At 61.8% G+C, this 22088-nt stretch carries 25 protein-coding genes; 11 read left to right on the forward strand and 14 right to left on the reverse strand.

Features of this window, described 5'->3' with window-relative positions:
- Nucleotides 1–148 precede the first annotated feature (148 nt).
- Together X730_RS157500 and X730_RS157495 are read right to left on the reverse strand one after the other, a co-directional pair.
- On the reverse strand, nucleotides 149–859 hold the full coding sequence (locus X730_RS157500; protein WP_023825832.1) for a phosphatase PAP2 family protein: 711 nt from the start codon (nucleotides 857–859) through the stop codon (nucleotides 149–151).
- A 4-nt stretch (nucleotides 860–863) separates the two neighbouring features.
- Nucleotides 864–1205 (reverse strand): hypothetical protein, encoded by a 342-nt coding sequence (locus X730_RS157495; RefSeq protein ID WP_023673273.1) that lies wholly within the window; start codon nucleotides 1203–1205, stop codon nucleotides 864–866.
- Between the two features lie 240 nt (nucleotides 1206–1445).
- On the opposite strand from X730_RS157495, the gene X730_RS157490 reads away from it, so the two are divergent.
- Nucleotides 1446–1670 carry a hypothetical protein gene (locus X730_RS157490; protein ID WP_023673272.1) on the forward strand — a complete coding sequence of 75 codons (225 nt, stop codon included), beginning with the start codon at nucleotides 1446–1448 and terminating at the stop codon, nucleotides 1668–1670.
- Nucleotides 1671–1685: 15 nt separating this feature from the next.
- Here X730_RS157490 and X730_RS157485 read toward each other — a convergent pair whose 3' ends face one another.
- From X730_RS157485 to X730_RS157475, 3 genes are all read right to left on the reverse strand, one after another.
- A complete protein-coding gene (locus X730_RS157485; protein ID WP_023825833.1) occupies nucleotides 1686–2366 on the reverse strand; it encodes a GNAT family N-acetyltransferase in 681 nt (226 codons plus the stop codon).
- Nucleotides 2363–2848, reverse strand: coding sequence for a MarR family transcriptional regulator (locus X730_RS157480; protein WP_023825834.1), 486 nt, complete (start codon nucleotides 2846–2848; stop codon nucleotides 2363–2365). Before X730_RS157480 ends, X730_RS157485 begins: the two co-directional genes overlap by 4 nt.
- A gap of 232 nt (nucleotides 2849–3080) precedes the next feature.
- On the reverse strand, nucleotides 3081–4283 hold the full coding sequence (locus X730_RS157475; RefSeq protein WP_348524269.1) for an NAD(P)/FAD-dependent oxidoreductase: 1203 nt from the start codon (nucleotides 4281–4283) through the stop codon (nucleotides 3081–3083).
- A 131-nt stretch (nucleotides 4284–4414) separates the two neighbouring features.
- Between X730_RS157475 and X730_RS157470 the strand changes: the two genes are divergently transcribed.
- The gene (locus X730_RS157470) at nucleotides 4415–5446 is read left to right on the forward strand and encodes a phosphatidylglycerol lysyltransferase domain-containing protein (RefSeq protein ID WP_023825836.1); all 1032 of its coding nucleotides are present in this window, start codon (nucleotides 4415–4417) and stop codon (nucleotides 5444–5446) included.
- A 193-nt stretch (nucleotides 5447–5639) separates the two neighbouring features.
- On the opposite strand, the gene X730_RS157465 is transcribed toward X730_RS157470, so the two are convergent.
- On the reverse strand, nucleotides 5640–6401 hold the full coding sequence (locus X730_RS157465) for an ABC transporter permease (RefSeq protein ID WP_023703863.1): 762 nt from the start codon (nucleotides 6399–6401) through the stop codon (nucleotides 5640–5642).
- The gene (locus X730_RS157460; RefSeq protein WP_023692970.1) at nucleotides 6398–7324 is read right to left on the reverse strand and encodes an ABC transporter ATP-binding protein; all 927 of its coding nucleotides are present in this window, start codon (nucleotides 7322–7324) and stop codon (nucleotides 6398–6400) included. Before X730_RS157460 ends, X730_RS157465 begins: the two co-directional genes overlap by 4 nt.
- 269 nt (nucleotides 7325–7593) lie before the next feature.
- Here X730_RS157460 and X730_RS157455 point away from each other — a divergent pair, with 269 nt between their 5' ends.
- Nucleotides 7594–8955, forward strand: a complete 1362-nt coding sequence (locus X730_RS157455) for a cytochrome ubiquinol oxidase subunit I (RefSeq protein WP_023825837.1) — start codon at nucleotides 7594–7596, stop codon at nucleotides 8953–8955.
- A gap of 108 nt (nucleotides 8956–9063) precedes the next feature.
- Nucleotides 9064–10068, forward strand: coding sequence for a cytochrome d ubiquinol oxidase subunit II (locus tag X730_RS157450; protein ID WP_023710366.1), 1005 nt, complete (start codon nucleotides 9064–9066; stop codon nucleotides 10066–10068).
- A 165-nt stretch (nucleotides 10069–10233) separates the two neighbouring features.
- Here the strand turns inward: X730_RS157450 and msrA are convergent, their stop codons facing one another.
- From msrA to X730_RS157435, 3 genes are all read right to left on the reverse strand, one after another.
- Nucleotides 10234–10959: a peptide-methionine (S)-S-oxide reductase MsrA gene (msrA, locus tag X730_RS157445; RefSeq protein WP_023825838.1), complete on the reverse strand. Its 726-nt coding sequence runs from the start codon at nucleotides 10957–10959 to the stop codon at nucleotides 10234–10236.
- Nucleotides 10960–11070: 111 nt separating this feature from the next.
- A complete protein-coding gene (locus X730_RS157440; protein WP_023825839.1) occupies nucleotides 11071–11355 on the reverse strand; it encodes a hypothetical protein in 285 nt (94 codons plus the stop codon).
- Between the two features lie 80 nt (nucleotides 11356–11435).
- A complete protein-coding gene (locus tag X730_RS157435) occupies nucleotides 11436–12107 on the reverse strand; it encodes a DUF1223 domain-containing protein (RefSeq protein ID WP_155922415.1) in 672 nt (223 codons plus the stop codon).
- A gap of 224 nt (nucleotides 12108–12331) precedes the next feature.
- On the opposite strand from X730_RS157435, the gene X730_RS157430 reads away from it, so the two are divergent.
- A complete protein-coding gene (locus tag X730_RS157430) occupies nucleotides 12332–12703 on the forward strand; it encodes a DUF559 domain-containing protein (RefSeq protein WP_023703870.1) in 372 nt (123 codons plus the stop codon).
- A 139-nt stretch (nucleotides 12704–12842) separates the two neighbouring features.
- Nucleotides 12843–14648, forward strand: a complete 1806-nt coding sequence (gene lepA / locus X730_RS157425; RefSeq protein WP_023673259.1) for a translation elongation factor 4 — start codon at nucleotides 12843–12845, stop codon at nucleotides 14646–14648.
- 6 nt (nucleotides 14649–14654) lie between these two features.
- On the opposite strand, the gene X730_RS157420 is transcribed toward lepA, so the two are convergent.
- Nucleotides 14655–17213, reverse strand: coding sequence for an ATP-binding protein (locus X730_RS157420; RefSeq protein ID WP_023726762.1), 2559 nt, complete (start codon nucleotides 17211–17213; stop codon nucleotides 14655–14657).
- Between the two features lie 171 nt (nucleotides 17214–17384).
- Between X730_RS157420 and X730_RS01000000164225 the strand changes: the two genes are divergently transcribed.
- The 4 genes from X730_RS01000000164225 (at nucleotide 17385) to X730_RS157405 (ending at nucleotide 19641) form a co-directional block, all read left to right on the forward strand.
- The gene (locus tag X730_RS01000000164225) at nucleotides 17385–17888 is read left to right on the forward strand and encodes a hypothetical protein (protein WP_245261306.1); all 504 of its coding nucleotides are present in this window, start codon (nucleotides 17385–17387) and stop codon (nucleotides 17886–17888) included.
- Between the two features lie 275 nt (nucleotides 17889–18163).
- A complete protein-coding gene (locus X730_RS157415) occupies nucleotides 18164–18511 on the forward strand; it encodes a hypothetical protein (RefSeq protein WP_023825841.1) in 348 nt (115 codons plus the stop codon).
- A gap of 314 nt (nucleotides 18512–18825) precedes the next feature.
- Nucleotides 18826–19197 (forward strand): hypothetical protein, encoded by a 372-nt coding sequence (locus tag X730_RS157410; protein ID WP_023825843.1) that lies wholly within the window; start codon nucleotides 18826–18828, stop codon nucleotides 19195–19197.
- Nucleotides 19198–19269: 72 nt separating this feature from the next.
- Nucleotides 19270–19641, forward strand: coding sequence for an endonuclease domain-containing protein (locus X730_RS157405; RefSeq protein ID WP_023825844.1), 372 nt, complete (start codon nucleotides 19270–19272; stop codon nucleotides 19639–19641).
- A gap of 112 nt (nucleotides 19642–19753) precedes the next feature.
- Here the strand turns inward: X730_RS157405 and X730_RS157400 are convergent, their stop codons facing one another.
- Nucleotides 19754–20074 (reverse strand): hypothetical protein, encoded by a 321-nt coding sequence (locus X730_RS157400; RefSeq protein WP_023681249.1) that lies wholly within the window; start codon nucleotides 20072–20074, stop codon nucleotides 19754–19756.
- 163 nt (nucleotides 20075–20237) lie between these two features.
- On the opposite strand from X730_RS157400, the gene mbfA reads away from it, so the two are divergent.
- A complete protein-coding gene (gene mbfA, locus X730_RS157395; RefSeq protein WP_023744860.1) occupies nucleotides 20238–21221 on the forward strand; it encodes an iron exporter MbfA in 984 nt (327 codons plus the stop codon).
- Nucleotides 21222–21381: 160 nt separating this feature from the next.
- Here mbfA and X730_RS157390 read toward each other — a convergent pair whose 3' ends face one another.
- Nucleotides 21382–21726 carry an antibiotic biosynthesis monooxygenase gene (locus X730_RS157390; RefSeq protein WP_023825845.1) on the reverse strand — a complete coding sequence of 115 codons (345 nt, stop codon included), beginning with the start codon at nucleotides 21724–21726 and terminating at the stop codon, nucleotides 21382–21384.
- Nucleotides 21723–22079: an NIPSNAP family protein gene (locus tag X730_RS157385; protein ID WP_023825846.1), complete on the reverse strand. Its 357-nt coding sequence runs from the start codon at nucleotides 22077–22079 to the stop codon at nucleotides 21723–21725. Before X730_RS157385 ends, X730_RS157390 begins: the two co-directional genes overlap by 4 nt.
- Between the last annotated feature and the right edge of the window lie 9 nt (nucleotides 22080–22088).

Raw genomic sequence — 22088 nt, forward strand, 5'->3', positions numbered from 1 at the left:
CCGCCTTGGCTCTTATTGGCGGGGAAATATCAGTTGAAGATTTTCAGGACCTTGACGACGTCGGCAGCCTTGCTGTCGGCGGTTTTTCTGCTGGCAGGCTGCGGACACGGGCTGATCAACCGGCTGATTTGAATGTCGCTCCGGATCGTCAGTCTTCGGGCTCGTTGCCACCGGCCACCGCCTTGTTCCGCTGCAGCATTCGCGCCGCCAGCCAGCACAGCGTCGCCCAGGTGAAGCCGGCGCACCATCCCGCCAGCACGTCGGAAGGCCAGTGGACGCCGAGAAAGACGCGGCTGACGCCGACCAGCAGCGTTACCAGCACCGCCAGGCTGAGGACATAGATTTTCGTCGTTCGTCCCGGCAGGAAGCGCGCTGCCAGCGAGCCCAGCGTGAGATAGGTCACCGCCGACAGCATGGCGTGGCCGCTGGGAAACGACAGCGACGTCTCGTTGGCCAGGTGCGAGACAAGATCGGGGCGCGGCCGGTCGATGCCGGCCTTGAGCAAGGTCGACAGCAGCTGCCCGCCAGCCACCGCGACAAAGATCAGCAGCGCCGTCCTCGGCCTACGGATCAGCAGGAGGTAGACGATCACCGCCGTTACGATCAGCACCAGCACGCTGGAGCTGCCGAGGCTGGTGATGTCGCGCATCGCGCCTTCCAGCCATGCCGGGCCGACGGGAACATCCGGCTGACCCACTTTTCGGAAAGCAAGCAGGATCTCAGTATCGAAAGCGTGCGGCGTGGTGGCCCGCGCCACCTCCATCAGTTCCTCGAAGCCCCACAGCCCGGCGGCTATCACCAGCCCGGCCAGCAGCACCGGAAATTCAAGCCAGTTGGTGAACGCACGCGGGGTCTTCATCGGATTACAGTCGCCCCTGCAGGTAAGGCCCGAGCGAGATCAGCACCACCGCCGCGATGGCCAGCACGATGCCGGTCGCCTGCAAGGCATTGACGCGTTCGCCGAAGAACACCAGCGCCACCACATTGACCGCCACCAGCTGGATCACCGCCGACAGGCTGAACGACACCGACATGCCGAACTCACGAACCAGCCGCAGCATCATCAGATTGCCCGCCGTATAGAGCGCCAGTGTCAGCACGATCTTGCCAAGGCTTGGCGCCAGCCCCCATTGCTTGGCCGCGATTGCCGCCAGCAGGAAGATCACCGTCGAAACGACGAGCTGCGCCAGTCCCCAGAAACTCACTTTTGTGCCTCGCTGTCGTTTGTGGCAGCCCTTGTTTCGCAAGCGCGCCGACACGTCAAGCAGACTGCGGCGAGACAGGCCCGACGATGACGAGAGGTGGCTGAATGAATGGCAGCACGATCGCGGTCTGATTGCAACGCTCGGGCCGGATTATCGCAAACCCAGGCAGCTGCCCACCCAAGCCCCGGAAAAGAATGGACATTTAAACATGGCGCCCTACCTCTTCTGGAGGAGAGTGCCATGCCAAAGTCCGTCTATGACCGTGGCCTGCTGAAACCCGACGACATCGCCAGGCTGCAACGCGTGTTCGACGAAGCCTGCCGCAGGCGCGACGTGCATCCCGATTCGGCGGAGGCGCGGGAGATCGCGCTGAACCTGCTTGCGCTGCACAATGCCGGGATGGTCGAGGAAGATATGCTTATGGAAACCGTGGGTTTCCGCAGGTTGGAGCCGAAATCAGCCTGAGGCCCGCAAGGCGGCCTATCCGGCGCGCTGCACGACGGCCACATTCATCTCTGCCCTCAGCCTGAAGCCGATGGACTCGTACAACCGGACCGCGCCGGCATTGCTGGCATAGGCATGCAGGTAGGGAACTTCGCCGCGCGCAAAAATTCGGTTGGCCACGAACACCGACAGCAGCCGGCCGAGGCCGCTGCCGCGAAATTCGGGATGCGAGCAGACGCCGCTGAGTTCGCTGTAGCCGGGCTGCTTCATGCGCTCGCCGGCCATCGCCGCCAGCCGGCCGTCGATCTTCACGCCCCAGAACTCGCCGAGGCTCAGCGCCTTGAGCGTGAACGGGCCGGGCCTGGTCAGTGACGCCAAAGCGAGCATCCCGGCCGCGTCGTCCTGCGTCAGCTGCTGCACACGCTCGTCCGACACGGCAGGCAATGGCGCCGCAGCAACCATCTGAACACCGAAGGCGGTCACGGTCGCGGTCAGTTCCGGCGGCAAGGCAATGGGGTCCGCCTGGAGCATGAACACGCTCTCACCTGCAGGAATGAGGCTTGCGAGCGCCTGCAGGCTCTCAGCGTCGTCTGCCCCGGAAGCCGCGAAGGGGACGATCGAGGAGGGATAGCGCCTGGCGAGCCTGTCGCCATACGCAAAGATCCGATGCCACGTGTCGAGCGCGCTCCAGACCGGACGATCGAGGACATGGCTCATGGCGCGACATCCTGTTTCACACGACGGTCGAGTGGGGCCGCCGCCAGGCCGTCCTCTATTGCCGAGAGTTGTTCGAGAAGCGGCCCCGCAAGGCCTTTGCACAAGTCGGCAACGGCGTTCTCGATGCGCGGCCAAACGTCCCGCTTCGCCCTGTCGACCAGGCGCTGGCCGTTGGCGGTCAGCGAGATCATCCTGCGGCGCTGGTCGTCGTTCGATGGCGCGGCCTCGACCAGCCCCAACTCGGCCAGCAGCGCCACGCTGCGCGTCACCCCCGGCTGGGTGATCCCCAGTGACTGCGCCAGCTCGCCGACAGGCAGCGGCCCGAGCCGGTCCAGCGCGGCCAGCAGAGGATACTGGCTGGACTGCACCGGCACCTCCAGCCCATCGAGCATGCGCTGCGTATCGGCCTGCAACTGCTCGCCGATACGCTTCAGCCTGCTGCCGAGGGTGAGGTAGCCAAGGGATCGAATGATGTCTTCCATGGTCGGTTTGTCCAATTTTGATAACATGTTATATAAGAAGACATGAAGTGGATACAAGCGCCTGCGTTGGGAGATTGGCCGCAAGCTCTCAGCTTCGTCATCCCACTGGCGAAGCAGCCGCGCAGCGGCGTCGCGAAGACCCGAGAATGACGAAGGGACAGGGCGCTTCGGCTAACCGCCAAAATATACGATCCCGCCATGCAGATGTGTCGGACCAAGCGCACCGCAGCGTCTACAACCCCTTGGCGATCTGACGGGCAATCGCTTCGGCCTGCAGGGCGGCGCTGTGAAAATAGCTGGTCAGGCTTGGCCGCATGCCGATGAACCACAGGCCGGGCTGGCCGCTCGGGGTGCCGCCATTGGCCTTCGGCACGCCCTTGGCGTCGAGCACGCCGAGATCGCCCAGCATGGCCTCCAGGCCGGTGCGATAGCCGGTTGCCGCGATCACCACATCCGGCTCGAGCACCGTGCCGTCGTTCAGCCGCACGCCGGCGCCTTCGAAAGCCGCCACCGGCGCCACCACCGAAATCCGTCCGGCCTTCAGCGCTGCGACGGCGCCGTCGTCGACGGCGATAGCGATCTGCTCGACGCCGAGCCGGCTGGCGCCGCCTTTCGGCGCCGGCGGCAGGCCGAAGCGGGCGAGGTCGCCGAACACCAGCCGCTGCGTCGCGGCAATCGCGGCATCGGCAATCCACGTCGGCAGCATCGCCATGAAACCGCCGAAGCGCGCCACGGCGACCTTGCCGATCCGTTTCGGCATCAGCGACGGACCCTGCCTGGCTGACAAGCAGATGGCCTTGGTGTCGGCGCGGGCGAGGTGGTTGAGCACGTCGAAGCCGGAATTTCCGGCTCCGACCACCAGCACGCTTTTGCCCACATAGTCCTGTGCTGTGCCGAAATCGGCGGCGTGGACAAGTTTGCCGGTGAAAGTCGCCTTGCCTTGCCAGTCCGGCGTCCATGGCAAGCGGTCGCGGCCGGTGGCGACGATGACATTGCGGGCGCTCAGCGTTTCCCGGCCCGTATGGACGAGCCAGCCATTGCCTCTGCGTTCGATCCGCTCGACGGCGGTGCCGAATTCGACCCTTATGCCGCGCGCGCGGGCAAAATCCTCGAGATAACCGACGATGGCATCCTTGTTCGGAAAGGTGGCGGTGCGTGGCGGATAGGCAAGGCCGGGCAGGGCCGATAGCGCGCGATGCGTGTTGAGGGTCAGCTTCTCGTGCCGCCGTCGCCACGGTTCGGCGATCCGCGGCTCCTTTTCAAGCACGACGACCCGCACGCCGCGCCGGCCAAGCGCGTCGGCGGCCGCCAGCCCCGCCGCTCCGGCGCCGATGACGATAACCGTGTCGTCGAGTCCTTTCGGCCCCAGGACGATAGGCATCGTTTCGCTTGTCGTAGCCGCCATTCGGTCGAGATTCCCTTTCAGGTGCGCCATGGGGACCCGTCCTATATGGCACGTCCCATATGGCACAGGGGCGATATGATCGATAATGAGGTCGCGTCAATGCGACTGATTCGAGGCCTTGGGGGCAAGCCTGTTTATCATCGGCACGCGGAAGCTCGACCATGCCCTCCTTGCGTATCTTTCTTGACAGACTGCTGGAGGGCGCCGCAGCCAAGGTGCCGCGCCAGGATTTTTCGCATGTCGAGCGGCTGGCGCTTGTCCGCCGGCACGGCGACTTCTCGCTGGCCTATTCGACCGCCGTGCAGCAAAAACTGTCCTATTTCGGCGACGCCGACGGCTACATCGCCTTCGGCACCAAGATGAAGCACCATTTCGCGCTCGGTGACCCGGTGGCCCATCCGGCCGATCGGCCCGACTATATCAGGCGCTTTGTCGAAGCCGCCGACAGCCCGTGGTTCGTGCAGATCGGCGAACCGACGGCGCGCGTTCTGGCCGGGCTCGGCTACCAGGTCAACCGCCTCGGCGTCGACACGCGGCTGGAGCTGCCGGCTCACGATTTTTCCGGCAAGCGCAACGAAAGCGTGCGCTATTCCGAACGCTGGCTCTTGAAGAAGGGGTTTTCCTTTGGCGAAGGAGCGGTCTATCTCGACGAGGTCCAGCGCCTGTCGCAGAACTGGCGGGCCGACCGCATCGTCAAGCGCTGGGAGATGGCCTTCCTCAACAGGCCCTTTGCCGATCATCTCGGCATCGATATGCGCCGTTTCGTGCTCTACAGCCCGGAAGGCGAGCTCGTCGCCTTGCTCGATTTCGATCCGATGTTCAGCGGCGGCATGGTGATCGGCTACACCACCTCGTTCAAGCGCAAGCACATCGATGCCTCGCCGCATGCCGAAATCGGGCTGACCAAATTCGCCGTCGACCGCTTTCGCAATGAGGGCATTTCGGTCGTCACGCTCGGCCTGTCGCCGATGCTCGATGTCGGAGCCAACAGCTTTGCCGAATCGAGCTTCTGGCGCAACGCCTTCGAGCGGGCCTATGAGTCGCCCTGGGTCAACCGCAGCAAGTTCAACCTCAAGGGCCAGGCGGCGTTCAAGCGCCGCTTCCATGGCGTCGAAGAACCGACCTACATCGCCTTCCGCGAGGGCAGGCTGATCGAGATGCTGGGGTTGCTGCGCCTCATCAAGGCGATCTAGCAAGAAGCGTGGCGGCCAACGTGGCCAATTTGCCCCCAGCAAAACTGTTGATTTGACCGGCGCACGGGCGATCGCCCATTTGCATGTTGCTCAAAAGTGGTCCCGGTTTTGAGCAAACGACATGCATAAGAACAAAGACCTAATGCGCGTCGCCTGAGTCCGTTCAAACGCGACGCGCTTTAGAGCGGCAGGGTCAGTTGCGCAGCCGGTAGCCGGTGCGGAAGATCCAGGCGACGATGGCGATGCAGATGGCGAGGAACACCGTCGTCATGCCCAGGCTGACGGCGACCGAGACATCGGACTTGCCGTAAAAGCTCCAGCGGAAACCGCTGATCAGGTAGACGACCGGGTTGAACAGCGTCACCGTGCGCCAGGTCTCGGGCAGCATGTTGATCGAATAGAAGCTGCCGCCGAGGAAGGTCAGCGGCGTGATGATCAACAGCGGCACCAGCTGCAATTGCTCGAAGCTTTTCGCCCAGATGCCGATGATGAAGCCGAACAGGCTGAAGGTCACCGCCGTCAAGACAAGGAAGGCCAGCATCCAGAACGGATGCTGGATGGTGAGCGGCACGAACAGCGAGGCCGTCGCCAGGATGATCAAGCCGAGGATGATCGACTTGGTCGCGGCGCCGCCGACATAGGCGATGACGATCTCCAGATACGACACCGGCGCCGACAAGAGCTCGTAGATGGAGCCGACGAATTTCGGGAAATAGATGGCAAAGGAGGCGTTGGAGATCGACTGCGTCAACAGCGACAGCATGATCAGGCCGGGCACGATGAAGGCGCCGTAGCTGATGCCGTCAATCTCGGTGATGCGCGAGCCGATGGCCGAGCCGAAGACGACGAAATAAAGCGATGTCGAGATCACCGGCGAGACGATGCTCTGCAGCACGGTGCGGAACGCACGCGCCATCTCGACCCGGTAGATCGCCCATACTGCTCGCCAATTCATGGCTCTTGCCTCAACAGATTGACGAAGATCTCCTCGAGCGAGCTGTTTTGCGTGTCCATGTCGCGAAACTGGATGCCGGCCGTCTCGAGTTCGCGCAGCAGCGATGCGACGCCGGGGCGTTCGCTCTGGTTGTCATAGGTGTAGGTCAGCTGTGTGCCATCGCCCGACAGCTCCAAGGCGTAGTGCGAGAATGCATCGGGAATGGCGGTGAGCGGGTTGCGCAATTCGACGATCAGGCGCTTGCGGCCGAGCTTGCGCATCAGTTCGGCCTTGCCCTCCACCAGGATGATCTCGCCGCGGTTGATGACACCGACACGGTCGGCCATCGCCTCGGCCTCTTCGATATAGTGCGTGGTGAGGATGATGGTGACGCCATCGTCGCGCAGCCGCCGCACCATCGCCCACATGTCCTGGCGCAGTTCGACGTCGACGCCGGCCGTGGGTTCGTCGAGGAACAGGATGCGCGGCTCATGCGACAGCGCCTTTGCAATCATCAGCCGCCGCTTCATGCCGCCCGACAGCGTGATCGCCTTGGCGTCCTTCTTGTCCCACAACGACAGGTCGCGCAGCACCTTTTCGACGAAGCCCGGATTGGGCGCCTTGCCAAACAGGCCGCGGCTGTAGGTTACGGTTGCCCAGACGCTCTCGAACGCGTCGATGGTCAGCTCCTGCGGCACCAGCCCGATCAGGCTGCGCGCGGCGCGGTAGTCTCGGTTGATGTCGTGGCCGTCGACGGTCACCGTTCCCGACGAACGGTTGACGATGCCGCAGACGATCGAGATGAGCGTCGTCTTGCCGGCGCCGTTCGGCCCCAGCAGCGCGAAAATCTCGCCGCGTTCGATGTCGAGGTTGATTTCCTTCAGCGCCTTGAAGCCGGTGGCGTAGGTCTTGGTGACCCCGGAAATCGAAATGATGGAAGGCAAATTAGTGGAAGACATGAGGCCGAAAACGACTGTTTGAAAGAGGCGGGGATTATTATTGCGCTGAATGTCGGTGCGCACGGCGCGAAGTCAATGCCGCTGCTGACAATTGTGGACAAACGTTCCCCTTTTGCCGTTTCGTCATGGGGGTATCGGGGCACTGACGGATTGATCCCATCTGCTGCGACAACGCGCCCCGCGTGACGCCAAGCCGCTTTGACCGGACCGCATCCGCCGCCTATTCTGCGCCAACAACAGCAGCCGGAGCCCGCATGGACCCGCTCATCCTGTCGCGAATGCAGTTCGGGGCGAATATCTCGTTCCACATCCTGTTTCCGACCATCACGATTGCGCTTGGCTGGGTGCTGCTGTTCTTCAAGCTCCGCTACAACGCCACCAATGATTCCGCCTGGATGCGCGCCTATTTCACCTGGGTGAAAGTGTTCGCGCTGTCCTTCGCCATGGGCGTGGTCTCCGGCGTCACCATGAGCTTCCAGTTCGGCACCAACTGGCCGGGCTATATGGAAAAGGTCGGCAACATCGCCGGGCCGCTGCTTGCCTACGAGATCCTCACCGCCTTCTTCCTCGAAGCGGCCTTCCTCGGCATCATGCTGTTCGGCTTCCGCCGCGTCTCCAACCGCGTCCACACGCTGGCGACGGTATTGGTCGCCGGCGGCACCACGCTGTCGGCCTTCTGGATCATCGCGCTGAACTCCTGGATGCAGACGCCGGCCGGCTTCGAGATGATCGACGGCAAGGCGCATCCCGTCGACTGGTGGGCGATCGTCTTCAACCCGTCCATGCCCTACCGTCTGACGCATATGCTGCTTGCCTCCGGCCTGACGGTGTCGTTCCTGATCGCCGGCCTGTCGGCGCTGCGCTACCTCACCGGCGACCGGTCGGAATCGATGTGGAAGGCGCTGCGCACCGGCGTCTTCACCGCCGCCATCCTGATCCCGATCCAGATCTTCGCCGGCGACCAGCACGGGCTGAACACGCTGGAGCACCAGCCGCAGAAGATCGCCGCCATGGAGGCGAACTGGAACACCGGCCCCAACGTGCCGCTGGTGCTGTTTGCGCTGCCCGACGAGGCGGCGAAGGAAAACAAATTCGAGATCGCCATTCCCGACGGCGCCAGCCTGGTGTTGCGCCATTCCACCAGCGGTATCGTGCCGGGGCTCAACGACTATCCCGGCCTGCACCCGCCGGTGTTCCCGGTGTTCTGGGGCTTCCGCATCATGGTCGGCACCGGCATTTTGATGCTCATCGTCTCGTGGTCGGCGACCTTCTTCCTCAAGCGCCGCCACAGCCTGCCGAGGCCGCTGGCCATGCTGATGGTGCCGATGGCGCTGTCGGGCTGGCTGGCGACACTGGCCGGCTGGTACACCACCGAAATCGGCCGCCAGCCCTGGCTGGTCACCGGCGTGCTGAAAACCGCCGACGCTATCGGCCCGGTCGCCGGCAGCCATGTCGCGCTGACGCTCGCCATCTATCTCATCCTCTATGTGCTGCTGTTGATCGCCTATCTCGGCGTGCTGGTGCACCTGGCGCTGAAGGCCGCCAAGGACGGCGATACCTCGCCGCTCCCGGGCGTCATGAAGACGGCGATGTCGCAACCGGCCGCGGGAGAGTGAGGAATGGTCCGCGTAGCGGACGAAAAGCCAACGATTTGGCTTTTCGAATGACGAACGCCCGGAGCCATAGCGAAGGGCAGAACCGTTGATGAGAGGGATGACAGACCGATGACCTTCGACTGGCCAACCGCGCTGCCCCTGATCTTCGCCGGCCTGATGGGCCTCGCCATCCTGATCTACGTCATTCTCGACGGTTTCGATCTCGGCATCGGCATCCTGTTCTCGGTCGCCGAAGATGCCGAGCAGGACACCATGATCGCGGCAATAGGCCCTTTCTGGGACGCCAACGAGACCTGGCTGGTGCTGGCCGTCGGCCTGCTCCTGGTCGCCTTTCCGCTGGCGCATGGCGTCATCCTCACCGCGCTATACATTCCGGTCTTCGTGCTTTTAGTCGGCCTCATCCTGCGCGGCGTCGCCTTCGATTTCCGCGCCAAGGTGCCCGCCGGCAAGAAGCATCGCTGGAACCGCATTTTCTTCCTCGGTTCCGTCATCGCCTCGCTGGCGCAAGGCTATATGCTCGGCGTCTATGTGCTTGGCCTCGATGTCGGTTTTGGCGGCATCGCTTTCGGGGCGCTGGTGGCGCTCTGCCTGTCGGCGGCCTATGCAGCGATGGGCGCGGCCTGGGTCATCTACAAGACCGAGGGCGAATTGCAGAGGAAGGCGGTGGCCTGGCTGCGCACGGCCCTGGTGCTGACCGCGCTCGGCATGGCGGCGGTGTCGCTGGCGACCCCATTCGCCAGCCCGCGCATCTTCGCCAAATGGTTCGTCTGGCCCGAAATGCTCTATCTGTCGCCACTGCCGATCCTGTCGGCGCTGCTGTTCCTGTGGCTGTGGCGGCAGACCTTCCACCTGCCCAAGCCCGACGACCGCCATGCGCTGCGGCCGTTCCTGACGCTCGCCGCCATCTTCGCGCTCGGCTTTGCCGGGCTTGCATGGTCGTTCTACCCCTTCGTGGTGCCCGAGAGGCTGACCATCTGGCAGGCGGCGTCGGCGACGGAAAGCCTGGCCATCATCCTCGCCGGCACGGTCGTCGTGTTGCCGGTGATCATCTTCTATTCGTTCTATGCGTATCGGGTGTTCGGCGGGAAGGCGACGGATCTGACGTATGATTGAGGGGAGCTGATCTCCCCCCTTGAGGGGGAGATGGCCGGCAGGCCAGAGGGGGTCGCCGCGCGTGGAGCGCTAACCTTCTTCTGCCGCAGGAGGTCGCGTCCGGTCGGACCGACCCCCTCTGTCGCCTCCGGCGACATCTCCCCCTCGAGGGGGGAGATTAGGTGCTCAGCTCTTCCCCGCCAGCACCAGCACCGGCTTCTCGCTATACAACCCCGGGAACAGCGCCTTCAAATTCGCCACCTTGGGCAGGTCGTTGTAGACGATGTAGGGGTAGGTCGGGTTCAGCGTCAGAAAGTCCTGGTGATATTCCTCGGCCGGATAGAAGGTTTTGCCCGTCTCCAACGTGGTGACGATCGGCTTGGCAAACACCTTCGCCTGGTCGAGCTGGGCGATGTAGCTCTGGGCGATCTTCTGCTGCTCGCCATTCTCGGCAAAGATGGTCGAGCGGTACTGGGTGCCCGAGTCCGGCCCTTGATAGTTCAGCTGCGTCGGGTTGTGGGCGACCGAGAAATAGACCTGCAGCAGCTGGCCGTAGGTCACCTTGGACGGATCGTAGGTGATCTCGACCGATTCGGCGTGGCCGGTGCGGCCGCTGCCCACCGTTTCGTAGACGGCGTCATCCTTGGCGCCGCCGGTGTAGCCGGAGACGGCCTTGGTCACGCCCTTGACGTGCTGGAACACGCCCTGCACGCCCCAGAAGCAGCCGCCGGCGAAGATAGCCTTCTCGCTGCCGCTGGCGGCCTTCTCGTCCATTGCCGGCGGCGGGATCACCACCGCGTCCTCGGCCGAGCGCGCAGGGCTCTGCCAGAAGGCGGCCGCGGCGGCGGCGACGATGAGCGCGGCAAGCGCGCTCTTGAAGATCGGCGTTCTCGTCCTTGCAATCCCGGTCATGTCTGATCTCCTTGATGGTGGCGAAGACTATACGACAGAACGTCCCGCCTGGTTTCTCAAATTGCCGTGCGCCGGCCCGGCCACTGTGCGGCCGGGCCATGGGACCCAGCCTTATTGCGCGGGCGCCATGGCGTCCGCCGGCTTCATCGCATCCGTTGCGGGTTTCATGGCATCGGCCGGCTTCATGGCGTCGGCGGCGGGTTTCATCGCATTCGTCGCCATTGGGTCGGCTGGCTTGATGGCATCGGTCGCCGGCGCCATGGCATCGGTCGCGGGCTTCATCGCATCGGTTACCATCGCCGGCTTCATGGCGTTGGTCGCTTCGTCGGCACGGGCGCCGGCGGCGAAGCCGATCATCGAAAGCGCAAAAGCGAGCACGGTAAGGGTCTTGGTCATGATGGTATTTCCTCCTTGAAGAGGGCGCGCGGATGCGAGCCCGGTTATGCCGCGCTAGCGGCGTTGCGTAGAAAAGAAAATCAGTCGGCGGCTGCAGCCAGGATCGGTCCACCGCCCGGCGACTGGACCAGCACGGCGGTGCTCAAGCCGCCGGAGGCTGCCGGCAATGGCAGCGTGGTGGCATCGCCGCTCCAGCTGCCGAGTTTCTCCAGCGAGTGCACGACATTGGCATGCGGCAGCGTGCGGCCGGTATTCTCGCCGCGCGCCACCGGCACTTCGACGACGCCCTTGTTGTAGCGGACCAGCCAGACATCGGCCTTTCCGCCCGGAGCCTTGCCGGCGCCGATGCTGATCTTGCCGCCGTCGAGCGACAGCGTCGGCCCCTTCGTGCGGCCATTCGCGGAAATCAGCTGCTCGATCTCGCCTGATGCCGCGCCCACCGCATCGGCACCGCCATTGACCACCACCTGCGGCGTGAACGGGCCGGAGCGGCCGAGCGACGGCTCATAGCGCACCTGGCGCTGGGTAAATTCCTCGCGGCCGAAAATGTCCTTCCAGCCGAGATAGTCCCAGTAGGTAACGTTGAACGACAGCGCCAGAACGCCCGGCTGGTCCTTGACCTTGATCAGATTGGCATTTGCCGGCGGGCAGGACGAACAGCCCTGGCTGGTGAACAATTCGACCACGGTGAGCGGCTGGGCGAAGGCGGTGCCGCCAAGCATCATCAGCGCCGCGCCTGCGGCGGCCAGCATCGCGCTGCGTTTTGGGTTAAGTCCAGTCATCGTGGGTCTCCGTTGCGGCGAGTTCTTCCCACACTTCGCCGCTGCCAGAGGCTTCGTTACATGGTTCACCGCTTCGTGATTGGGGGCCGACGCGTCGTTGCCTTCTCCCCTTGTGGGAGAAGGTGGATCGGCGCGAAGCGCCGAGACGGATGAGGGGTGTTCCAGCGGAGTGAGACGTTGGTTAATCTAACGTCATGCCACATCAGCCCGTCGCTCCTGCCAAACGAAACTTTGCCCGTTCGCTCCGACGTGAAATGACGGAGGCGGAAGACAAACTGTGGCACGAACTACGTGACCGCAGGCTTGATCGGATCAAATTTCGGCGCCAAGTTCCTGTTGGAAAATACGTCGCCGATTTCGCTTGTCTTGAATCACTCCTCATCATCGAGATCGATGGGAGTCAGCATGCGGACTCAGAGTCAGACCATGCCCGTAGAACGGAACTGGAGGCGAGAGGCTTTCGTGTGTTGCGCTTTTGGAACGACGATGTCCTGAAAGACATGGACAGCGTCTGCACCACGATAATCGCTTATGTAAGGGATGTCAGTTTGCAGCCATGGCGGTGAAAGAACGCCGGCGTCAAGCTGGAACACCCCTCATCCGTCTCGGCGCTGCGCGCCGATCCACCTTCTCCCACAAGGGGAGAAGGCAAGGGCACCGCCACCCCGCTTGCCCCTGCAACCCGCCCCTGCTAAAGCGCGCGCCATGAGCACGCCTCTCGACCACATCCGCAATTTCTCCATCGTCGCCCATATCGACCATGGCAAATCCACGCTTGCCGACCGGCTGATCCAGTCCACCGGCGGGCTGGAGCTGCGCGACATGAAGGAGCAGGTGCTGGACTCGATGGACATCGAGCGCGAGCGCGGCATCACCATCAAGGCGCAGACGGTGCGGCTGAAATACCGCGCCAACAATGGCGAGGACTATATCCTCAACCTGATCGACACGCCCGGCCATGTCGACTTCGCCTATGAAGTGTCGCGCTCGCTCGCCGCCTGCGAGGGTTCGCTGCTGGTCGTCGACGCCTCGCAGGGCGTCGAGGCGCAGACGCTGGCCAATGTCTACCAGGCCATCGACAACAACCACGAGATCGTCGTGGTGCTGAACAAGGTAGACCTGCCGGCCGCCGAGCCCGAGCGCATCCGCGAGCAGGTCGAGGAAGTCATCGGCATCGACGCCTCCAACGCCGTGCTGATCTCGGCCAAGACCGGCCTCGGCATTCCCGATGTGCTGGAGGCAATCGTCCACCAATTGCCGCCGCCGCGCGAAGGCGACGCGTCGGCACCCCTGAAAGCCATGCTGGTGGACAGCTGGTACGACGCCTATCTCGGCGTCATCGTCCTGGTGCGCATCATCGACGGCGTGCTGAAAAAGGGCGCGACCATCCGCATGATGGGCACCGGCGCAAAACACCTGGTCGAGCGCACCGGCGTGTTCACGCCCGCCCGCATCAATGTCGACGAGCTCGGCCCCGGCGAGTTCGGCTTCTTCACCGGCTCGATCAAGGAAGTGGCCGACACCCGCGTCGGCGACACCATCACCGAGGACAAGCGCCAGACCGCGCACGCCCTGCCCGGCTTCAAGCCGGCGCAGCCGGTGGTGTTTTGCGGCCTGTTCCCGGTCGACGCCGCCGATTTCGAGGATCTGCGCGCCGCCGTCGGCAAATTGCGCCTCAACGACGCCAGCTTCTCCTATGAAATGGAGACCAGTGCCGCGCTCGGCTTCGGCTATCGCTGCGGCTTCCTCGGTCTGCTGCACCTGGAAATCATCCAGGAGCGGCTGGAGCGCGAGTTCAACCTCGACCTCATTGCCACGGCGCCGAGCGTCGTCTACCGGCTGCTGCTCAATGACGGCTCGGTCAAGGAACTGCACAACCCCGCCGACATGCCCGACGTGGTGAAAATCTCAGCCATCGAGGAGCCGTGGATCCGCGCCACCATCCTCACCCCCGACGACTATCTCGGCGGCATCCTGAAGCTCTGCCAGGACCGGCGCGGCATCCAGGCCGACCTGTCCTATGTCGGCAAGCGCGCCATGCTGATCTACGACCTGCCGCTCAACGAAGTGGTTTTTGACTTCTATGATCGCCTAAAATCGATCTCCAAGGGCTACGCCTCCTTCGACTATCACCTGACCGACTATAAGGAAGGCGATCTGGTGAAGATGTCGATCCTGGTCAATGAAGAGCCGGTCGACGCGCTGTCCATGCTGGTCCACCGCACGGCGGCGGAAAAGCGCGGCCGCCAGATGTGCGAAAAGCTGAAGGAGCTGATCCCGAACCATCTGTTCAAGATCCCGATCCAGGCCGCCATCGGCGGCAAGGTCATCGCCCGCGAAACCATCTCGGCGCTGCGCAAGGACGTCACCGCGAAGTGCTATGGCGGCGACGTCTCGCGCAAACGCAAGCTGCTGGACAAGCAGAAAGAGGGCAAGAAGCGGATGCGCCAGTTCGGCAAGGTGGATATTCCGCAGGAGGCGTTTATCCAGGCGCTGAAGATGGGTGATTGAGGTGGCTCAGCCCATTACGATCTTGGTGACTCGGTCACACTCCGCCATGAGACGCGTCCGTTGGTAGGGCTGAGCAGCCAAATAACGTTTGATTTGCAGAAGCTCGTCGCTAACTGAATTTCGTTCGTGTTTCGCCCCAACTTTCTTTGCCCAACTCTCGGCGGCTTTAAGCCCGATGCGTAAAAAGTACGACGGCGCAAACTGGTACTTCAGGCACTTCACCACGAGCCGGAAAACATCGAGATCCTTCCGATCGGAGGACTCTTGCATCTGAATCGCGTTGACTGCCCCAGTAGCTGCCTCGTGCATAAGACATCGCAAGTTATGGAAATAGCCCATCGCCTGCCTGTCCGTTATATAGCCGTCAGCCAACTGTAAGGCTTGAGTGTAGTACTTAATGGCGTCGTCCACCCCGCTCCCTTTCGAGGCCCTCTCAGTCTCCAAGGTCCGATCAGCAATCTTTACAGCGGCAAAGACATGGCAGCAGTTAAAAATTGGAAAGAACTGCGCAGTATCCTTCTTTCGGACGTGCAGATTAAATAATCCTCGCCAGTCTTTGTTTCTTATCTTAAGCATATACCAATACTTTAACAAATCGAAGGCATTGCAGCCATATTTGTCAGCAGATTCGAAGTCCCTCTCTATTTCACTTGGTTTACGTCCCCGCACAGACATACGCGTCCGCCCTCTAAGGCAATAGAGGTCACCTGTTTTATTATACTTTGATATTTCTTTAGAAAGGTATGATTCAGCTACCTCATAATTTTGAGCCTTCCAATGGCGCACTGTTTGAGAAACTATTAGCGCTATCCGCCTAGCCGGATCTTCATTATTCTTCCGTGCAGATATGCACGCTCTCTCAATATGCTTCCTTCGCGCTTCCGGAAGTTTGTTCTGGGTGATGTCGTGCATAAGGCGGATAGGCTCCGGCACCTCCAGAATAGTTCCGGCTACAGGGTCACCCTTCGTCGCGTACAGATGATAGTTCTTCAGAGTGGCGAGATCCTGCTCAAGCTCCACTGATGTTATTTCACAAATTTCCTTAACTTCGTCAGTTCGCGCGCGAGAAAGCAATTGCATTGCGAATAGTATTTCTTTCTGTGTGGCAGAAAGCTGGTCAATTTCCTTCTCAAATGCAAACGATCGTATCTGCTCACCATTCTTACCTCGCCAATCACTCACCGCCCGACCCAATTCATGCCCTAATGAGACTAGGCGAATAATTGAAGTTATGAAGATTGGTGAGCCTGCAGACGCTGCCAGAAGTTTATCCCGATTGAGCCGTATCTGTTTCGCCTGCCCTGGGTCCTCAATTAGATAAGCCAAGTTCACTTCAAGGTATTCTACGAAGTCTCCACCTTCAAATCCAGACATTCCGATCCGCTGTTCCCGACCCGTCAACAACTCCAGCCTCGAGGTGAAAAGGACACGGCTATTATCGTTCTGCACGTTTGCTGAAATTATTATCTGAGAAATAACCGAATATAGGTCGTTCTGTTCCTCTTTCGGAAGAGAATCGACGTCATCTATAATTAAAAGAATCGATATCGTAGAAAACGCTTCGATACACTTTGAGATCTTCTCTTCTCGATCAGACGCTATACGAACTTCGTCTTCCGTAAAGCCAACCTGGATCAAGAAGTTGTCAAGGAGATCATCGATGTTCTCGAAGTCACAGCGGGTCGTCGGAACGAGCTTGCCTAGCAGTGGGGCGAAGGTAATTTTCTTTCCAGACAGCCATACTATTTTTTCGAGCCCAGCCCCTGGTCGGTCCAGGAGTTGGGTCGCGAACTCGTAGGCGACAGTGGTCTTTCCAAGGCCACCAGCAGCAGTCAGCACCTTCATTGGGCGCCTAGCCTCGGTGATCCAATTCCACAAGGCCTCAAGATATCCCTTTCTGCCAACAAATTGGATCAGACTTGGATCTTTGGGCGGGAGGTTATTTTCTGTCTTTGCCCCGACCTGTAAGGCGTTTGAGTTATCTCTGTCAGAATATAGAAAGTTTAGTAGCTCAATATCCTCATTGGCCGGCTTGCACTCATGCTCATAGCGGCAATATAGACCGCCTTTTGCGAATACAAACTTAGGCTTATCTGGCGCGCCATAGTTGAAGCCGTTCTTAATAAACGGTCGTGGCTTTTCATTTATCGGCCGCTTTGGGACGAACGTCAGGATGATGTCACGCTTAACGTTGTCGACAGCGCCAGCGGTTACAAAAATGCGAACGCCTATATTCTTGCCTATGAAGCTTGACAGCCGCTGGTTCAGCTGATCGTTGTTCGATAGAAAATTATATACTGAAGAATCTGTGTGGTTCGTATCAAATAACGAAATTATGTATCCACCCATGGAGTTATAAAAGGCAGCAAAGTCTTTTATTAGCGAGTCCATGCGCGCGTCTGCATGCGATCCGTTATCCTGACCGACAAAGGTTTTGTAGTCGTAGAGAAACGACTCGAAGTCGTGAGGCCGGCCGTGAGGTATCAATACGTCGATTATAGATTGATCGAGGATACCCGCGCGATGCAACTCCGCGATCCGTCGATCAACGGACAGGTGAAGCATATTCCCCCCCAGTACTCAGTCGCCCAGCGTCACTAGATTACTTCTACGGCTAAGGTGTCAAGCCCTCGATATCCGGGTTAAGCTAAATGGATCGGATGACGAGATGCAGCGCAGTATCTTCACCGTACGCCCGCCTTCGCGTAATCTCGGCACGGCTCGGGGAGACGTCGCATGCGCACCACTTCAGACACCGTCGCAGCCATCGGTCTCGCCATTGGCGGCGCCTTCGGCCTGGCCGGGACATTCGTCTCCAGCGCGCCGCTCCGCGAAACGCTCTGGGCGATCGACGGCGTGGCGCTTGTGGTGGCAACCGCGCTGCTGACCATGAAATACCAGCGGCTGGGCAATGACTGTGTAGCTGCGGGGTTCCTCACCTTCCTCGCCGGCGAGACCTTGCTTTTGGCCGGCAATGCGGCGGGGCTGGAGGCCAGCGTTCCCTCCTATGTCGGCGGCATCTCGCTGTGGGCGGCGGCGGTCGTGCTGATCGGCGCGTCGAGCACCGTTGCCTGTGGATGCGGCTCACCGGCGCGCCATCCTGTTTGTCGTGACGGTGGCCATGGTGCTGTGGGCGCGCCGTTGCTGCCGATTTCGGCGCCGCTGCCCGCCGCCGGCTGTCCGTTCCTGGTACTGGCGTTTGCCGGCTGGATCTGGACGTTGCTGAAGTCGCCGAGGTGATTGACGCGATCCGACGGCTGGCGCCGCATGTGAAGGTTGGCGCTAATCTCCCCCCTCGAGGGGGAGATGTCGCCGAAGGCGACAGAGGGGGTCGCCTCGCGTGAAGCGCTAGCCTCCATCTGCCGCAACAAGGCAACAAGGTTGAGCCCGGTCGGACCGACCCCCTCTGGCCTGCCGGCCATCTCCCCCTCAAGGAGGGAGATTGCCCGCTCGATCGCCTCGCGTCGCCTCTCCGCTCATGCTTTAGTTCCCGTCTCCGATTCGGATACCCCATCATGCTCCGCCTCACCCTTACCGCCCTGCTCCTCGCCACCCCAACCCACGCCGCCGATATGGCGTTCTTCGTCAAGAACCTGCGCAGCCAGGCGGTGGCGGTGGAGCTGTTCAGCCGTGACCGCAAGATGTCGTGGCCGGGGGGCGACCAGGTGTTTCTGATCGAGCCCAACTCGCAGAAATCGGTGCCGATCTCGTGCTCTCAGGGCGAAAACATCTGCTACGGCGCCTGGGTGAATGGCAACGATGCGATTTCGGCGGGGGTCGGGCCGGACAATGACCAGCCGTGCGATACGTGCTGTTTCATCTGCGTGGAGAAGACGACCGAGACGATCGATCTGGTTGAGTAGTGGGGGTGCCGAAGCTGCTAATCTCCCCCCTCGTGGGGGAGATGTCCGGCAGGACAGAGGGGGGCGCGAAGGATCGCCAGCGTATGGATCAGCAAGCCTAAAATTGAAATGACGCGGCTGCAGGAATGAGAGGTCGGCGGGACAGCGCCCCCCTCTGCCTTGCCAGGCATCTCCCCCACGAGGGGGGAGATCAGCAGTTCCGCCACCTTCACCAATCCCCCCAAAATCAGTCACGCCCCGCCCTTCAATCTCCGCCGCCATCGTGCGATGCTGATTCCCTCGGCCGGGGGGCCGATTTGCCTCGGGGGAACACCATGTCTTTCACTTGTCTGCGCCGCATCGTCGTCGCGCTCTCGCTCGCCACCTTGCTGGCGCCGTCGGCCTACGCCGCCGACATCACCTTCGCCGTCAAGAACAGCCATCCCAACGCCATGCGCCTCGAGCTCTACAGCCAGGACCGCGACTATGTCTGGCCGGGCAATGACAAGGATTTCTATCTCGACGATGGCGAGACCAAGCAGATCCCGGTGTCGTGCGACGAGGGCGAGTCCATCTGCTACGGCGCCTGGGTCGACGGCGACGAGGGAACCTATTGGGGCGTCGGCCCCAACAACAAGGAAAGATGCGAGGATTGCTGCTACACCTGCAATGGCGGCGAGACGGAGGAAATTGAACTGACGCCGTAGGAAGTACAGCCAATCTCCCCCCAAGTGGGGGAGATGTCCGGCAGGACAGAGGGGGGCGNACCGAGCATCGTAATGCCGCACACGCCTCTACCGCCTCGACATCGCGCAAACGCCAGATCGATGCGCAAAGTCCTGACGCCAGCCGAACTCAAGCTCTGGAACGAACTTCGTGCCCACCGGCTGATGGGGCTTGGCTTCCGGCGACAATTTCCGATTGCCGCCTACATCGTCGATTTCGCTTGCCCGGAGAAGAAGCTGGTCATCGAAGTCGATGGCTCCCAGCATGCGGACGCCGGCGCGGCTGCCGGTGATGAGACGCGGACATCGCACCTCGAACAAGATGGCTGGACCGTCCTGCGGTTCTGGAATGACGACGTCATCCGCGACGTCGACAATATCTGCCAGCATATTGTGATTGCGGCTGGGCTTGGAGGCGCATCCTGAACGGTGCTGGGCTTTAGGGCAGGGAAAGGTCGGCGGGACAGTGCCCCCCTCTGGCCTGCCGGCCATCTCCCCCACGAGGGGGGAGATCGGGTTTCCCCGCGGCTTTCGCCAATTATCCCAGCAACGCCCTCTGCCGCTTCGGCCCGCCCGCCTTGCGCCAGGAATTGAACCGGTGCGTCGCGGCGGCAAACGAGATCTTCATCTGCTGGGCGACCGAATAGCGCGACTTGCCTTCGTCGAACAGGCGGTAGCAGCATTCGACGCCCTCCTCGGTCAGCTTGCCGTCGGGCGCCTTGTTGTGCGGATTGGCGGGGTCGAATTTTTCGACCTGCTGTTCGACCAGGCCTTTCAGCCGCTGCAAATCGGCCTCGATGCTGGCGATCAGATCGAGGACGGGTTTCGGATCGAAGTGGTCATGCGGCTTTGCCGTCATCTTGCTCATGCCTTTTGCTTGCGTGTCGCGACAATATAGGTGAACATTTGCCGATAATGAAGGGCGCGTTGCGATCCGGCGCTTCAACATTTCTTGACTGGTGATTGACCGCGGAGACTGCAGCGCCTAGTTTAGAATTGTTCTAAACTGGGGTGAATTTCTCATGCTTTCCCGTGTCTTCGGTTTCGGCCGCCGTCCTTTCGAAACGCTGTCGGAACAGGAGATCCTGGCGCTGGCAATTTCCTCCGAAGAGGATGACGGGCGCATCTACCGCGCCTATGCCGACGGGCTGGCGGACAGTTTCCCGCAGTCGGCGAAAGTGTTCGAGGCGATGGCGGCGGAGGAGGACGGCCATCGCGATTCCCTGATCGAGCTCTACCGCAAGCGTTTCGGCGAGCGCATTCCGCTGCTGCGCCGCGAACATGTGAAAGGCTATTACGAGCGCAAGCCCGACTGGCTGGTGCGGCCGCTCGGCATCGAGCATGTGCGGCGTCAAGCCGAAGCGATGGAGCAGCAGGCCTATCGCTTCTATGTCGAGGCGGCCAAGCGCACCAGCGATGCCTCGACGCGGAAACTGCTCGGCGACCTGGCCGCGGCCGAGCAAAGCCATGAGAATTCGGCGCACCGGCTGGAGCAGAAACTTGTGCCGGGCGAGGTCAAGGACGAGGAAGCCAGCGCCGAGCAGCGCCAGTTCATCCTGACCTATGTGCAGCCGGGACTGGCCGGGCTGATGGATGGCTCGGTGTCGACACTGGCGCCGATCTTTGCCGCCGCGTTTGCCACGCACGACACCTGGCAGACGCTGCTGGTCGGCCTCGCCGCCTCGATCGGCGCCGGCATCTCGATGGGCTTTACCGAAGTCGCTTCCGACGATGGCAAATTGTCAGGGCGTGGCTCGCCGATCAAGCGCGGACTGACCGTCGGCATCATGACGACGCTGGGTGGGCTGGGCCACGCGCTGCCTTACATCATCCCGCATTTCTGGACGGCGACGGCGGTGGCGGCCGTGGTGGTGTTCTTCGAACTGTGGGCAATCGCCTTCGTGCAGAACCGCTACATGCAAACCCCGTTCCTGCGCGCGGCGTTTCAGGTGGTGCTGGGTGGGGCGCTGGTGTTTGCGGCCGGGGTGCTGATCGGGAATGCGTGAGCGCCAAGCGCCCCCTCACCCAGCCTCCGCTTCGCTCGGCTGACCTCTCCCCGAGGGGAGAGGAGATTTTCGAAGCCTGCGCCAGTCTCTTCTCCCCAGCGGGGAGAAGGTGGCCGCGAAGCGGCCGGATGAGGGGGCCTGGCGCGACGCCGATACCTAGTCACCCATTCACCGCCCGGCTGTCGGCCGGCGCTTCATCCCTCTCCGTCAGCCCATAGTCCCGCAGCACATGCGCAATGCGCAGCCGGTAGCCGGCAAAGATTCCGCCACGGCCGGCCTTTTGCGCCTGCCGGTGCTCTTCCGTGTTGCGCCAGGCTTTCACCGCTTCCTCGTCGCGCCAGAAGGACAGCGACAGGACGCGGTTCCGGTCGACCAAGCTCTGGAAGCGCTCGATCGAGATGAAACCGTCTATGCCGTCGAGCAGCGGCCGCAACTCGGCGGCGATACCGAGATAGGCATCGCGCTTTCCCTCAGCCGGTTGCACCTCGAAGATGACAGCGATCATATCTCCTCCTTGACCGCGGTCCGGAACAGCTGCCGCGGTCCATGCGGCCCCGACACCAGCTTCAGGAAGATGCGGTCCTCCTTCAAGATGAACTTTTCGCGGCGGGCGAATTCGTAGTTGGCCTTGCCGGCGGGATCGGCGGCGAGGCGGGCGCGGTAGGCCTCGTAGGCGGCGAGGCTGTCGATGCTGTAGGCGGCGTAGGCCGTGGTGGCCGAGCCCTCATGCGGGGCGTAGTAGCCGATCAGATCGGCGCCGCAGCGCGGGATCGCCTGGCCCCAGGCCTTGGCATATTGCTCGAAGGCCGGCTTGCCGAACGGGTCGATCTCATAGCGGATGAAGCAGGTGATGGTCATCGTGATCTC

The organism is Mesorhizobium sp. L103C131B0, assembly GCF_000502275.1.
Classification (GTDB): domain Bacteria; phylum Pseudomonadota; class Alphaproteobacteria; order Rhizobiales; family Rhizobiaceae; genus Mesorhizobium.